The organism is Mucilaginibacter aurantiaciroseus (assembly GCF_024055595.1).
GTDB classification, from domain to species: Bacteria; Bacteroidota; Bacteroidia; order Sphingobacteriales; family Sphingobacteriaceae; genus Mucilaginibacter; species Mucilaginibacter aurantiaciroseus.
Genome location: NZ_JAMXOF010000002.1, coordinates 713,595 through 727,589, shown reverse-complemented (window position 1 = coordinate 727,589; position 13,995 = coordinate 713,595). Strand labels below are relative to the sequence as shown.

Here is a 13,995-nt window from a genome sequence, read left to right as displayed (position 1 = left end):
ATCACCTACCTAACCAAACAACCATAAAAAATGAGTTTAACAGCACACATAGAAAGCTATAACAAGCCGGCGGTAATTACCGATACCTATGGCAGCATGACGCTTTACGCCAAGGTTTACGCGGCCATATACGATGCCGTAACCGGGCAACCTGCAAACGGCGATTATGCCGCCGTTACCTATAAATTTATAAACGAAGATAATACCACAAGCTTTATAACAACCGAGCCCATCCCCGGGATGAAGCTGCTGATATGGGATGGCGAGATAGGGCATGTAACTTTTAACAGTAAACACAATGTGGTATCTGCCGCCAGTAAGGCATTTGCTTTCCATTCCCTTACCGCGGGTACGGGCACACCACCGCCCGTACCGGCTTACAGCGACCTCGAAATTACAAGCATCCATGTAGACAACCCCGAAACATCACCGGGTACCCGCGACGCGCAAATAACAATTAACGCCAAGGCATCGCAGTATCCAATAGGGTATAATATCGATGGGATATTGTCGCAGGTATCGCCCGTATTTGCAGGCCTGGCCAGTGGCAACCACACCGTTACGATAACCGATAGCGCGGGTAATACGGTAAGCAAACAGGTGTTTATCCCTACGGTAAACAACCTGCTGCAGTCAGACCCGTCGGTAACCTTGCCGGGCGGCAACATCTCCAGGTGGAACGCTGCTTTTAACCCGGTCGTGTTCACTTACCAGCGTAAAGACTTTATAGTTACCGACCTGCAGCTGCACACCGTAAACGGCCTCACCCTCGTATTTACAAATACTGATCTGGGTGCAGTTATACCGGGCGATATGGTTTACATAGAAACCCCCACCTGCACGGGCACTTTTAAAGTGATGGAGAAATATTTTTCTAACGATGTTGCAAACGCCATGGTTATTGATACACCTTTCCCGGGTTACAGCACGGGTTTCATCAATATAAATCGTTTAAGGCCTTACTATAAAGTTACCACCCGCATTACATTTTATGATAAGATAACCGGGCGCGAAAGCACCATTACATCCACCAACCGCCCAAATAACAAGGGCGTTACCCGTGCCGATATCTCCAACTTTTTGCAAAGCCTACTGCGCGCCCGTGATGAAAGCGATTACGCGCTAACCAACTACCGCGACCTAAACCTAAGCGCCAGCTACAAAATTGCCTACGCCGAAGAATGGGACGGGCACACGGCTGTTAACAACACCATCGAGCAACCATATTACGTGCTATACGCCGCCAAACAACTAGGCGAACGTTATGGCGGTAACCTGGCAACCTACGTACCTTTTGCATTGTTGCCAACCGGAGCCGAAAAAGCCGGCTGGATCACCGACTTCGCCGAACCGGCCTACAGCAACGGTTACCCGTTTGATATCGGTTTTATTTATGGCGATGAACTTACGGGCCGCAACTTGTTTGCCGAGTTTACCCCGCTGGATATTAACCGCAACCCATTGCCCGGCGGCCCGCAAACCGGTTATTTGTTAAACGATGATGGAGGGTGGTTACTTAACCGGGATGGCGGCAAACTGGTGATAGCCCGGCAAAGCCAAAGCATGGTGCCCGTGCCTGCGCAGTTGGGTTTAAACCGCTTGCTCATCAACACTAATTTTGCCAATGATGTTTATTACATTAATGTAGCCTTAAAGTATAGGGATGGCGATACCACGCATACGGTTACCAAAACACAAACCATCAGGATAGATGACGCGGTGGACGATCAGTCGGTTTACCTGCGCTGGATAGGCCTAAGCGGCAGCTGGAACTATTACCGCTTTGTGTATAACCAGGAAGTTAGCCTTGATGTGCAAAACGCCGTGATCATCAAAAACTACGTAAGCGATTGGGAACACCAGGACAGCATTGAGGAGGTGATCAGCAAAACGGCGGGCCAAAAAATAAGGGTAATGGCCGAGGACCTGGGCGTTGCAGATATAAAAGGCCTGCAAGCCATCAAGTACTCGCCCAAGGTGCAAATGCTGGTGAACAAAAACTCGGTGAAATGGCAAACCATCGTAATCAACACGGCCACCTACAGCGAGTACGAAACCCGCAACGGCCAGGCGCCATTCAGCTTAACTTTTAACCTGCCGGCAATAAATATCCAGGTGCAGTAAGTGGTTTCACTAATACCCGGCCGGCCTTGTTTGGCTCAACGTTAACACTATTAAGCTATATGATTTGTCCGCGTTAGTTATTTTTACGGTAAGCGTCATGTCACTATCCGACAATTTGTTTATCGTAAACTTGTTATGATTTACGATATGCAGTGATGGCTTAACCATTAATACCGAATTTGAGAGAGAATAAGTAAAGGGCATATAAGAAAAATAAGAGTCCGGGGAGTGTTCCACTCCGCTATTGTTATCGTCGAAAGTGAAATAATACTCGGCTTTAAACCCGTCGGATCTCGCGTCCGTTCCAACATACTCAACCCCATTTTTAAAGGTTGATAATTTGAGTGCTGTAAGATACCATTTACCTTCTATTGACACAGAAGCAGCCTTATCATCTTTTTTACAAGCTGCAAAGCAAACAGCAAAAAGCAATGCCAGTAATAATATTCTAAGGTTCATGTAGTTAGGCGTAAATAAGTTTGGTTGTTAAATAAACCTTTTTTAGGATTTAAATTGCTCGGAGATTATAATTTGGCCTCAGTTCAACCTCACAAAACCCACACTGATAGAGCCGGTTTGATTTTTTAAACGAGGTAAAATACTGGTAAGTCGTAATTAATTTTCCTTAACAATTTTAACATTGGTAACAATTTGGTCGTACTCTTTACCATTCTGTACCACGTGGTTGTAATTATAATCGTTTTGGGTAAAAACTATTTCCTGGCCGGTAAAACTGTTTATAAAAAACATAAAACTGTCAGTATGGATCCAATCTTTTCCATTGTAAGAGAACACGTTTGCAAAATGGATATCTGCATTGGTAAATGTGTATGTAAATTTCCTGATAACCACCCCGCTTACCGACATGTTGCCGGTTCCGTCTGCATTAAATTTAATGTGGTCAACATAGTCACTTATGGCAAGGGGATATTTTATCCCGGTGGTGTTATTTTTAAAAAAGAGTTCCCGGTTAACCGTAGCAGTTTTCCAATTAGCCACTAAACTAATTGCAGCAACTACTTCTTCTTTTTTATCCTCTTTTTTACAAGACGAAAAAGCAAGGCCAATAACTGAAAGGATCAAAATGAGGGAGTAAACGTTTTTCATATAAGGATATTCCAAAGATAATATAAAAAAAAACCATGAACCAACTACAACTATACCTAAACGACGAATTGGTTGACCTGGCAGACGATAGCCCCGTTGCCCTTACCTTCCAGATAAACAACCTGGCCGAGGTAAAAAACCAACAGGGCAATACCAGCAACCAGTTTAAACTGCCGCTTACACAGCGCAACCGCCAGATACTGGGCTTCCCCGATGATGTGGCCTTTACCACCGCCCTGCCATATAATAATTACCAGGCCAAAATAATACAGGACGGGCTGGAAATAGTACCCAGCGGGCTTGCTGTTTTAAATAGTGTTGAACAGGATAGCGCGGCCATTACCATCCTTAGCGGCAACGTTGATTTTTTTGACAGCCTGGATGTTAAGATCTACGACATGGGCGATAGCACCACCCCCATAGGCAAACAAGGCCTTTTTGCCCCGTTTGACCATACCTGGGATGTAGCCACAGTAGTTGCTTCGCAAAGCAATACATCGGGGTGGATATGGCCGGTGGTTGATTATGGCCGCATTGAGCCCTATTTTAGCAACAACCCGCAAGTTGATGTGCGCTACCTGCGCCCCGGCTTTTTCCTAAAAACCGCTATAGACCTTTTTGTAAAAAGCGCGGGGTACCGCATTAACCCCCATTCTTTTTTACTTAAACAGCCTTTGTATGATAAGCTGATAGTACAATTTGCGAATGATAATTTTGAACACGGCGGCAATACCCAAAACAAACCGGATGAGTACGGCATTACCGCCTTTGTGGGCGGCACCCGGGTTATTAACCATAACAACGTGGCCGATAACCGTGGTGTGCTACCCTTTACCGATACCACCACCTACCAGCACAGCCAATTTAACGGGTACGTTTACCGTGCTAAACAAATAACTACAGTTAATGTGGAGGTAAGATTCCAAAAATTTAGGTTATACGGGCGGGTTACGGGTTACCCGGCATATGTAGTTATCCGCATTGCGGTTAAAACAGCGTTGGGTACCGTAAGCGCAAACGAAACAAATTACGATTTTTCGGTATGGGACACGCGCGACAGGGAAAAAGGAAACGGCGGTAATATTTATGGCTGGCATGATTTTGAACCCCGCAACATGGCGGCAGATGTTGAACTTACCGTTGGCGACGAAATAAGCGTGGAGTACGAGTTTTTTGGTAACACCCATGCTAACTTTACGCTTTACAGCGGCTCCTCGCTCATCATTAAATCTAAGGATATAAATGTGCTTTACAAACAGCAGGTGCAATGCGAACGCATCTTCCCCGACATCACCCAAAAAGACCTCCTTAAAGATACGCTGCAGCGTTTCGGTATCATCTGCCAAACCGATAATACAAACCGGGTGGTAACCTTCGCATCGTTCAGGGATATTGTCAATAACATCCCGGCGGCCAAAAACTGGACCGCTAAATGCCTGGACCAGGGTAAAACCGTAGCTTTCCAGCTGGGTGGCTACGCGCAGGTAAACACCATGGAATATAAGCTGGATGAAGCCATACTGCCTAAAGCATTCGGCAACGCGCAAATAAACGTTGCAGATAAAACCTTGCCGGCAACCGCCACGCTTTTCGAGAGCCGGTTTGCCCCTACCCTTAACCGCCCCTACATTGGCGGCAGCATAGCCCAGATCCTAAAGGTTGATACCACGAGCGATATAAACGCCATTGATTTTAACATCGGCACACAGCCCCGGCTGCTTATAGATCAAAAGTTAAACCTGCTTAACCTAAGCAAACAGGTAACCTTTACCGATGGCACAACCAACATAGTAAATAACGATACTATAGCTGTACCGTACTTTTACAAGCCGGGCCAAACCGACAGCCTGCTATGGGAAAACCTGCGCCTCACCTACTACCCCGAACTGGAACTCATACTGCAGCAAACCAAAAAGGTAGAGCGTTATTTTATGCTGAATCCGCGCGATATCCTGGAGCTTGACCTGCTGATCCCTGTTTACCTGGAGCAGGACGGCGCCTACTACTACATTAACAAAATTGACAGCTGGCGCAAAGGCCAACCGGTAAAGGTAGAGTTGGTGAAGCTGTGATAAAGAGCCGGGACTTTTAGAAGCAAGAGTCAATACTTTAGAAACAATGCATATCGCGATAGATTATGCCGTCGCCCGCTTTGTCTTATCTTGATTCTTGACCCTATAATTCCTGATTCTATTACGAGAACATCCCATGCGTTATCTCCTGCACGGCATCATCCGCATAAAAAAATATGGTGAATGACCCTGGAGCCTGGGTAATAACCAATATATCCTCGCGCTTAATGTGGTTTTCATTGATGAAACGGATAAGGCGCTCATGAGCGCTAAAGTAATCGGATTTTAGAATGATCATGATCTTTGTGGTTTTAGGTAGGATTAAGGCGCTAAAATTTTGTTACAATAAATGGCTATTTTTTTTGCAATTAACAAAATGGTTAATTATATTTACCAATATTTTTAGCAAACTTAAACCAATATGGCCTCAGAAAAAAAACTTGACCGATACCGTAACCAACAACACTCCACCTAAAAAGAAACGGTTTAAAAGGACCATCTTAATTATTTTGGGCGTATTAATTATCCTGGCAATACCGGTATATATTTTTCGGGATGTTTTATATTTTGAATATTACAACTTAAGTAACAACCATGCCCATGCAAATGATAAACTTTATGCCGCTGAGTGGATGGGTAAAACAGATGGGAAATATACCATAACACTTTACCGAACTGCAGAACCCGTGAATGGTAATGGCAAAAAAATAGCAATTGACGGTGGCTGGGTGATCAATAGCGATAGCTTAGCTAAGCACAATAGCAACTTTATAGGTTATTACCAGGGCTACAAAATATTAGATACCGAATTTGGCACTAAGATGCTCTACTACCAATTTGGCACCAATAAATTAGGTTTAGAGCGCAGGTATTACGAAAGTGAGATTAAGTTGCCAACAGGATATAAATTTACTGACGAGCCTTTTTACGTACTTGGGTTCGAGGTTTCTACAAATAACCCGGCCGCGGCAAAATAAACGCTAACGTTTAGAGGCGCCCACCCATAGAACATACTTAACACAAATAATGTAGGCCTGATTATTTCAAGCATATTTTTAAACAATAAATTATGCCAAATGGCATATAAAACACAATTCATATGGCAAAGTATAACTCCGTTACCGAAAATGAAATTGAGCAGGCAAAAAAATACAAAGAGGCCTTAGATGAACTACAGAAATCTGTAGTTGGATTAAACAGCAAGCTACCCGCTTTTGCTGATGGTTTAAAAGCCGGCCTGTAAGGCATTGGCGAAAAATTGCCCGAGGTGGTGCAATCTATGATTAACCTAAATAAGCAAAATAAGGAACTGGCTGAAGCTGGCGGCAAACCTCCTACTGGTCGAAGTTTGCAACTTCGACCCAAAATCGAGCAAGAATTCTTCTTGCAAGGTCAATCTAATTTTAAGCAGGTCTGTCTTAATTAAAACTTTTTTTGCTTTTCATAAATCACATTTTTATATTTACCAATAAAATTAGTAATTATAAACCTTATGCAAACTGATACTCAATTAACACCAGGGCAGGCAAAAAAGCCTAAAGGCCTAAAAAAATCAACTATAATTATAATCTTAACTTGTATTACATTACTGGCATTGGCCGCAACGGCATTTTTTAATTGGGAATATTTACGGTTGTACTATTTAAATGCCCGTTACAATAAATTACAAGCCGGCAATAAACTTTATGAATTGCCCTATAATGCCAAGGATACAATGAATGTGGATCTTTATAGCTTGATACGCCCAATAACCGACAAAGATATTGATGATTTACAAATAACCGAACTGGAAAAAGACATAGCAAAAAAGGCGTTGCCAACCTCAAAAACTACTTATTTGTATGTTACACCCTGGCACATAAGCGCCAATATTTTAAACAAACTAAGGTCTACATATATAGGAACTTACCAGGGTAGCGACATTCTGGATGTTTTTATTGACGAAAAAACCTTTAAGGGTTTATATTTTATAATTAAACCTAATAAGAAAGCGCTTGTTAAAGATGATTACGACTACTTTAAACTGCCAAAAGGTTATACGTGGGCCGATGGGCCTTTCTATGTGAGCGTTTATGATATATCTGAACAAGAATCACCTGAGTTTAAAAAGTAGCGGCTTTTAGTAAATAACTAATTTTCAAAATATTTTTTGGCCTGTTTTGCAGGCCAAATTTAAAGATCAAATTATGCCAAATGGCATATAAAACACAATTCATATGGCAAAGTATAATTCCGTTACCGACGATGAAATTGAGCAGGCAAAAAAATACAAAGAGGCCTTAGATGAACTACAGAAATCTGTAGTTGGATTAAACAGCAAGCTACCCTCTTTTGCTGATGGTTTAAAAGCCGGCCTGCAAGGCATTGGCGAAAAATTGCCCGAGGTGGTGCAATCTATGATTAACCTAAATAAGCAAAATAAGGAACTGGCTGAAGCTGGCGGCAAACCTGTAAATATCTTAAAACAGCTTGCCTCGTCCATGTTTTCGTGGAACGGTTTGATATCCGTTGGTGTAACGTTGCTGGCTACCTATGGCGGCGCATTGATAGATTGGGTAAACGACTTGATAAAAGGCGAAACGCGGTTAAGTGCATTTGGTAAAGCCATGAAAGAACAGGCCACTATACGCGAAGCGCTGACCAGAGCCAACCTCAAAGGCAAACAAGACGCCCAGCAGGAACTGGTGCATTTAAAACTTTTGTATGATGCCACCCAAAATAAAACATTGGGAGATGCAAAGCGTAAAGAGGCGGTTGACGCTTTAAAAGCGCAATACCCGCAATATTTTAAAGATGTTAAAGAAGATATTATTTTAAACGGCAAAGCCGAAACGCAATACCGTAAACTCGCCGCCGCAATCACAGCCACTGCACAAGCAAAAGCTGCCGAAGAATTGATGATTGCCAACAGCAAAAGGCAAATAGGTAATAGTTTTAAAGCCCAGCCTTTGGTAACCCAGCTTAATGATTCCGATAAGGAAATAAAGAAAGCACAACAGAGTTATGATAGTATTAAAGACCCTTCATACAGTGCAAGCCGGGGTGATTCTGTCCCGCGTAGTAGTCAACAAAAAGCAGTAGCTTTAGGAAAACTCAATAGATTAAAAAACGAAAAACTGGGAATACAAAAACAGTACAACAATATCAAAACCGATTCCAAATTATTAGAGGGGCAAAATCAACTTTTGATTGGTAAGATAAGAGAAGTTACAAAGCAAAACGGGCTTGAGGTAATAAACGGAAAAAAAAATGTACCTGACGAGCTGAATGGAAAAGGCGGCGGTAAAACGAATAATAATTTTGACATAACAAATAATATAGCACAGGAATCTGAGAACATTTTTGCCGAATACAACAAAAGAGTAAACGAAACCAATGCTTACTATGATAAGCTAAAGGCTAATAAAAAACTTTCTGACAAGCAACAGCAGGATTTGGAAACGCGGCACCAAGAAGCGTTAACTATATTGAAAACAAATTTCCAAAAAAACGATCTGGAGAAACTTAACGATTTTGAACACCATTTACAGCAAATTGTAATTGATAGTACGGAAGACACCAAACAAAAGGCGATACTGCAGTCCGAAGAAGATAGAAATCAAAAACTGCAAGCCTTTGATAAAGAAACCGAGGATATAAAACAAAGAATAATAGATGAGCAAAAGCAGTTAGCAGAATTAAAAGGTAAAGGTACTGCCGAAAATGAGCGATTACTTAACGAATCGATAAAAAAACAGAATGACATGCTTGCCAAAGCGGCAGATGTACGTTTGAAATACGAAGCGCAACTAACCAAACAAGTAGATGCTGTTAAAAACGAAAAAACAAATCAGTCAAATAACGCTGAAGCCAATAATACTACCAATGAGGCACAGCCTGCAAATGGCGAGGGCAAAGCCGCGCAACCTACCGACCCAACAATAAAACAGCAACTTGTGCTATTGAAAGCGCAGCATGATGCTGCTATTAAAAACACCAGGCTAACGCAGGAAGAGGTTAAAAAAATAGAAGAAGATTACGCCAAAAAGAAAGCCGTTCTGGAAGATAAACTGGTTAGCTCAAAAATACATGCCGGCGATAAATATATTGATGCCGTATTAAAAAACACAAAAAAAGATTCCGCCATATACAAAGCCGCCTTTTTAGCAAAAAAAGCTACCTCCATTGCAGATGTTATTATCAGCACAAAAAAGGGAATCATCGGTTCGTTTGAAGGTTATGCGCATTTGCCGTTTATTGGGCAGGCATTGGCTATAGCACAGGCTGCCATTATTGCCGGCCAGGGCGCGGCATCAATAGCAGATATAGCCAAACAAAAGCCTGGTTTTGCAGCGGGTGGTCAGTACACGTCTGACGGTCGTGGCGCCCTCCTGCCCGGCTACAGCCGTACCGACAATACAAACGCCTACCTGCGCAGCGGCGAGGCGGTGGTGGTATCCGAAGCGATGCGCAACCCATGGGCACGTAACCTGGTAAGCGCCATAAACGTAGCACACGGCGGCAGGGATTTTTCGGCACCAAATACCGGCAGGGGCTACGCAATAGGCGGTATATTTACCGATGGCGGCAACGCCAACCGCTATTACAACCAACCCGTTAACGATATAAAGGATATGGCCAACACCCTGGCCTACCAGATGATCAACAACTTCCCCCCTATTTATGTAGACGTGAAAGATGTTAACAACCAGCAAAACATACTGGCGCAAACGGTGAATAGGGTAAACCTGTAAGGTGAAAGGTAAAAGCTTTTAGCAACCACTCACAACTCTCATAATCAACTACTCACTAACTTCAATGAACATCCAAACAGCAAACACACTTTTCGACGAGGGCATTCTTACGGCCATGTATAAAGCCGGTTTAATTAACACCAAGGTATTCACCTACCGCGAGATCTACCTTTGGGTAAACGCCCATGTGCAAACCCGCGGCATCACCAAAAACCAGGCCGTGCTGGAAGCCGAAATAAAATTCGATAAAGACGAGCGCACCATATGGCGGGCGATGAATTGTTTTACGGCGTGATAAGGTGCGGGGATTTTGGTGCGAAGTGCGAAGAAAATAGCTTACTGACAAACCTGTGTCACCATCGCCATCAATAATAGTCCCGATATTTGTATAGTTCAAATCGTCTGAACCGGAATTTGTGGAATTTAAAGAATTATCAAAATGAATTTCACAATTCAAAAATTCGTGTAATTCGAGTTCAGACCGCCCTACTGACACACTACTGCCACCACTACTAAAACAAATTATCCCGACCTTTGATGTATGCCAAACGGCACCCATTGCAATGTCAGTCTGAGCTTGTCGAAGACTTAGCAAAGCGACCAATGGTTCGACGGGCTCACCATGACAAACGGTTTAAAATATGCCAAACGGCATTTAAAACCAACAAACAAACACAATTAGCCTTACGGACTTTCGGACATCCCGACACCCGACTAAAACTAACAAACTATGAAAATATACCTATACGATACCGAAACGGATTGCATAGGCTCGGGGAGCCTGTCGTCCGCCTATGTAAAATCACAATTAGATGCAGCTGCCGGCGCCGATGTTGCGGTACACATCAGTTCGGTAGGTGGTTCGGCCTTTGATGCCATAGCCATTTACGACTTACTGAAAAAGTACCCGGGCAACGTTACCACCCATATAGATGCCCTTGCGGCGTCGGCAGCGTCGGTAGTAGCCATGGCAGGCGGCAAAATAGTGATGAGCAAATACGCCCTGCTCATGATCCACAAACCTATGGTAGGCAGCGGCGGCAATGCCGATGAGCTTTTAAAAGATGTGCAGATGTTAAATGTAGTGCAATCGCGCCTGGCGCAGATTTACATGGACAAGTCCGGGTTGGACGGGGTTACCGTTAATAGTTTGATCAACTCCGTCACCTGGATGACTGCCGACCAGGCCCTGAACCTGGGCTTTGTAGATGCCATTGAAGATTACTGCGAAACCATCATCAACAGCGCATTAATAAAAAAATATACCGATACGGCACCCGCGGTTTACCAGCGTTGCATTAACAAGATCTTAACCCAAAAAACAACTATGAACACAGACAACAGAGAGCTTATTGAACGAACCACCTCAGTTTTAGACAAGATCATGAACTTTTTTAAACGCGTGGTAAACAAACAAACCATTACCGACAAAGGCACCCTGCACCACAGCGGCGAACTATCTGAAGGCGCCGAGGCTTATCAGGACGAAGACCTTACCACCCCCGCCGTTACCGATACTTACACCACCGCCGATGGCGAGCAATTAACCGTTAAGCAAGGCCGGATAGAAAAGCTAACGTCGGTTGCGGTGGATGATGAGGACGAAGAAAGCGCGCCGGCAGCAAAATTTAAATTGCCCGTAAAACCCGGCGAAGTACAAAACCGCCTGCAAGAAGTTAAAGCCCGCTTACACGCCCAAAACGCTTTATTGAAAGAGGCTAAAGCAGCGCTTGAAGAAGCTCAAAGCCGCCTTAGCAAAACCCGCGAAGAAGTGAAGAACGAAATAAAAAGCGACTTCACCCCCGAAGGAAGCAAACGCAGCAGCAAGGCAAAAACCGAAACCCAACCCTTCTTTGCACCTCAAAGCCCGCTGGCACAAAAAGCGGTGAAAAGAGCGGTGGGGAAATAAGTTGTTGTAAAGTTTAAAGGTTGAAATGTTAGCATTTACAGACTTTCAATCGGGCAACGTACAATCACTATTTAAGAAATCAACTTTAAAACTTTCCAACTTTAAAACATTCTAACAAAGACAAATGGCTCAATTTACATTTACAAACAACACCTATGCCGGCGAAGCGCTGGCGGGATTTATGGCAAGTACGCTGCTGGAGGCCGACTCCGTAAAGCGTGGCCTGCTAACCGTTATTAATGACGTTAAACAACGCAAGATCATCCTTGATGTGGACGATGATGTGGTGCTGCAAAATCCATCGGGCATATTTGCCGACCAGGGCACTACCGCCACACAAACCGAAAGCTACTTAGACCCGGTAGTTTACGAGTTTATGAAACAGGAACAATGGGACAAACTGGTACAATCATGGGAGAGTCAGCAACTAAAACCCGGCGCATTCCTTGACTACGAAGGCGTGGTTGACCTGAGCGACTTTATGGTGCAGCGCTACTTAACCAAAATACAAATTGCTAACGAGCGCTTGTACTGGCTGGGTAAGGGTTCCACCAAAGAAGCAGCATTCACCGCACCGTTTACGGGTTTATTGCCATCCATCTCGGCAGCAAGCGGCGTTTATAAAGTTGGCCTGGGTAAATCAGAAACCTCCATGGCGGCAACGGCTATCAGCGGTTTGGGAGTAGTAACCGTAAGCAGCACCGCCACTTTAAGAGATGGCGATGTGGCGACCATCACCAATGTAACCGGCATGAGTAAAGACACTACAAACGGTGGTGGTGGTGTAGATGTGCAGGGTCAGTCTTACTTTATCCAGGTAGCAAGTGCAACTACATTTAAGTTGGTGCGCAACTACAACGAAGTGAACACCCGCAAGGCGGCAACCTTCAGCGGCTCAGCAACCGCGGCAACTGTAAGTTACATTAACGCGAGCAATGTTTTAGGCGTACTAACAGGCATCTATGCCCAGTTGGACCCGGCAGATCGCAGCCAGGAGGATTTTAACCTGCAGATCCCGTTACATGTGGGTTACGCCTACGCACAGGCACAGGCAGATAAGGCAGTAAATGTACTGAATGCTTTTACCGACCCTAAGAAAATGGATTACCTGGGCGTACCGCTACAGTTAATGAACCATTGGCAGGCCAATACTATTTTAGGTGCACGCTCGTCAAACCTGTTCCTGGGTGTGGATCTTTTGGGCGATGCTTCCGAGCTATCAACCGTTTACATGAAGCCCTACACCAACGACAACGTGGTGCGCATGAAAGCCCGAATGAAGGCAGCCGTAAACTTCAAATTCGCTAACGAGCTGTTTTACCTGGGCGCGTAGTGCAGCCCCACCCAAACCTCTCCGCTGGTAAGCGGAGAGGGCTTTAATAACCTTTCACTTAATAAACTATCCTTTTTAAGTTTCCCCTACCGGGGAAGATTTACAGGGAGCTTAAATAAATAAACATGTCAATTTACAATAAAATAAACGCGGGCTTTAGCCTGGGCACATCGGGGCCAATTACTTCAGGTATCGAAGATGTGGTATACATTTTTAACCAGGACGATTTTGTGCTGACGTATGACCCCATCAATCCGCTAATCATTAAAGACATCACCGCCGTAGGCACTGCCAAGGTTTACAAATTTGAAGGCACTAACAACAGCTTTAACACCATGAGCAAGCTGGCTAAAACCCAGGTTGGGCCACGCTACACCGAGGAGATCGACTTTAACATAGCAGGTTTATCTACCGATGTTAAAGCGCAGCTAATGGCCATGGGTTATGGCCGTGTACGTGCCATCTCGGTAAACAACTATAAAGACAGCGACTCGGCAATTGAACTATTTGGCGCTGTAAACGGCCTTATCGTAACCGAAGCTGAACGCAACGCAGCCGACGAAACTTTAGACGGCGGTTACAAGATCAAATTAACCAACCCCGATAAGCTGAAAGAGCCTTACCCACCACGCGCGGTGTGTATCGCCCCTGTAAGTGGCACGGCTACCTACGCAAGCACCATAGCTGCGCTTGAAGAGTTGGTGGCGTAAGCCCCGT

General features: G+C 44.2%; 13 protein-coding genes. 10 read left to right on the top strand and 3 right to left on the bottom strand.

Features of this window, described 5'->3' with window-relative positions; all coding sequences use genetic code 11:
- The first annotated feature begins 30 nt into the window (after positions 1-30).
- Positions 31-2,124 (top strand): hypothetical protein, encoded by a 2,094-nt coding sequence (locus NAF17_RS11485; protein ID WP_252758128.1) that lies wholly within the window; start codon positions 31-33, stop codon positions 2,122-2,124.
- A 9-nt stretch (positions 2,125-2,133) separates the two neighbouring features.
- Here the strand turns inward: NAF17_RS11485 and NAF17_RS18315 are convergent, their stop codons facing one another.
- Positions 2,134-2,583 (bottom strand): lipocalin family protein, encoded by a 450-nt coding sequence (locus NAF17_RS18315; RefSeq protein ID WP_370341055.1) that lies wholly within the window; start codon positions 2,581-2,583, stop codon positions 2,134-2,136.
- Positions 2,584-2,739: 156 nt separating this feature from the next.
- Positions 2,740-3,231 (bottom strand): hypothetical protein, encoded by a 492-nt coding sequence (locus NAF17_RS11480; RefSeq protein WP_252758127.1) that lies wholly within the window; start codon positions 3,229-3,231, stop codon positions 2,740-2,742.
- Positions 3,232-3,266: 35 nt separating this feature from the next.
- On the opposite strand from NAF17_RS11480, the gene NAF17_RS11475 reads away from it, so the two are divergent.
- Positions 3,267-5,303, top strand: a complete 2,037-nt coding sequence (locus tag NAF17_RS11475) for a hypothetical protein (RefSeq protein ID WP_252758126.1) — start codon at positions 3,267-3,269, stop codon at positions 5,301-5,303.
- A gap of 121 nt (positions 5,304-5,424) precedes the next feature.
- Here NAF17_RS11475 and NAF17_RS11470 read toward each other — a convergent pair whose 3' ends face one another.
- Positions 5,425-5,601 (bottom strand): hypothetical protein, encoded by a 177-nt coding sequence (locus tag NAF17_RS11470; protein WP_252758125.1) that lies wholly within the window; start codon positions 5,599-5,601, stop codon positions 5,425-5,427.
- Positions 5,602-5,743: 142 nt separating this feature from the next.
- On the opposite strand from NAF17_RS11470, the gene NAF17_RS11465 reads away from it, so the two are divergent.
- The 8 genes from NAF17_RS11465 to NAF17_RS11430 all read left to right on the top strand — a co-directional run bounded on the left by NAF17_RS11465 (position 5,744) and on the right by NAF17_RS11430 (position 13,988).
- Positions 5,744-6,280, top strand: coding sequence for a hypothetical protein (locus NAF17_RS11465; protein WP_252758124.1), 537 nt, complete (start codon positions 5,744-5,746; stop codon positions 6,278-6,280).
- A gap of 122 nt (positions 6,281-6,402) precedes the next feature.
- On the top strand, positions 6,403-6,546 hold the full coding sequence (locus NAF17_RS11460; protein WP_252758123.1) for a hypothetical protein: 144 nt from the start codon (positions 6,403-6,405) through the stop codon (positions 6,544-6,546).
- Between the two features lie 249 nt (positions 6,547-6,795).
- The gene (locus NAF17_RS11455; protein WP_252758122.1) at positions 6,796-7,416 is read left to right on the top strand and encodes a hypothetical protein; all 621 of its coding nucleotides are present in this window, start codon (positions 6,796-6,798) and stop codon (positions 7,414-7,416) included.
- A gap of 103 nt (positions 7,417-7,519) precedes the next feature.
- A complete protein-coding gene (locus NAF17_RS11450; RefSeq protein WP_252758121.1) occupies positions 7,520-10,036 on the top strand; it encodes a hypothetical protein in 2,517 nt (838 codons plus the stop codon).
- 64 nt (positions 10,037-10,100) lie between these two features.
- Positions 10,101-10,331 (top strand): hypothetical protein, encoded by a 231-nt coding sequence (locus tag NAF17_RS11445; protein WP_252758120.1) that lies wholly within the window; start codon positions 10,101-10,103, stop codon positions 10,329-10,331.
- A 435-nt stretch (positions 10,332-10,766) separates the two neighbouring features.
- Positions 10,767-11,945, top strand: a complete 1,179-nt coding sequence (locus NAF17_RS11440; RefSeq protein WP_252758119.1) for a head maturation protease, ClpP-related — start codon at positions 10,767-10,769, stop codon at positions 11,943-11,945.
- A 124-nt stretch (positions 11,946-12,069) separates the two neighbouring features.
- Complete coding sequence (locus NAF17_RS11435) at positions 12,070-13,278, top strand: hypothetical protein (RefSeq protein WP_252758118.1); 1,209 nt, start codon at positions 12,070-12,072, stop codon at positions 13,276-13,278.
- 125 nt (positions 13,279-13,403) lie between these two features.
- A complete protein-coding gene (locus tag NAF17_RS11430) occupies positions 13,404-13,988 on the top strand; it encodes a hypothetical protein (protein WP_252758117.1) in 585 nt (194 codons plus the stop codon).
- The last annotated feature ends 7 nt before the right edge of the window (positions 13,989-13,995 follow it).

Bases quoted from the DNA above. Each gene is read 5' to 3' on its own strand.
- NAF17_RS11460 (WP_252758123.1), top strand. From the start codon at position 6,403: ATGGCAAAGTATAACTCCGTTACCGAAAATGAAATTGAGCAGGCAAAA.
- NAF17_RS11485 (WP_252758128.1), top strand. From the start codon at position 31: ATGAGTTTAACAGCACACATAGAAAGCTATAACAAGCCGGCGGTAATT.
- NAF17_RS18315 (WP_370341055.1), bottom strand. From the start codon at position 2,583: ATGAACCTTAGAATATTATTACTGGCATTGCTTTTTGCTGTTTGCTTT.
- NAF17_RS11480 (WP_252758127.1), bottom strand. From the start codon at position 3,231: ATGAAAAACGTTTACTCCCTCATTTTGATCCTTTCAGTTATTGGCCTT.
- NAF17_RS11440 (WP_252758119.1), top strand. From the start codon at position 10,767: ATGAAAATATACCTATACGATACCGAAACGGATTGCATAGGCTCGGGG.
- NAF17_RS11470 (WP_252758125.1), bottom strand. From the start codon at position 5,601: ATGATCATTCTAAAATCCGATTACTTTAGCGCTCATGAGCGCCTTATC.
- NAF17_RS11450 (WP_252758121.1), top strand. From the start codon at position 7,520: ATGGCAAAGTATAATTCCGTTACCGACGATGAAATTGAGCAGGCAAAA.
- NAF17_RS11455 (WP_252758122.1), top strand. From the start codon at position 6,796: ATGCAAACTGATACTCAATTAACACCAGGGCAGGCAAAAAAGCCTAAA.
- NAF17_RS11475 (WP_252758126.1), top strand. From the start codon at position 3,267: ATGAACCAACTACAACTATACCTAAACGACGAATTGGTTGACCTGGCA.
- NAF17_RS11430 (WP_252758117.1), top strand. From the start codon at position 13,404: ATGTCAATTTACAATAAAATAAACGCGGGCTTTAGCCTGGGCACATCG.
- NAF17_RS11435 (WP_252758118.1), top strand. From the start codon at position 12,070: ATGGCTCAATTTACATTTACAAACAACACCTATGCCGGCGAAGCGCTG.
- NAF17_RS11445 (WP_252758120.1), top strand. From the start codon at position 10,101: ATGAACATCCAAACAGCAAACACACTTTTCGACGAGGGCATTCTTACG.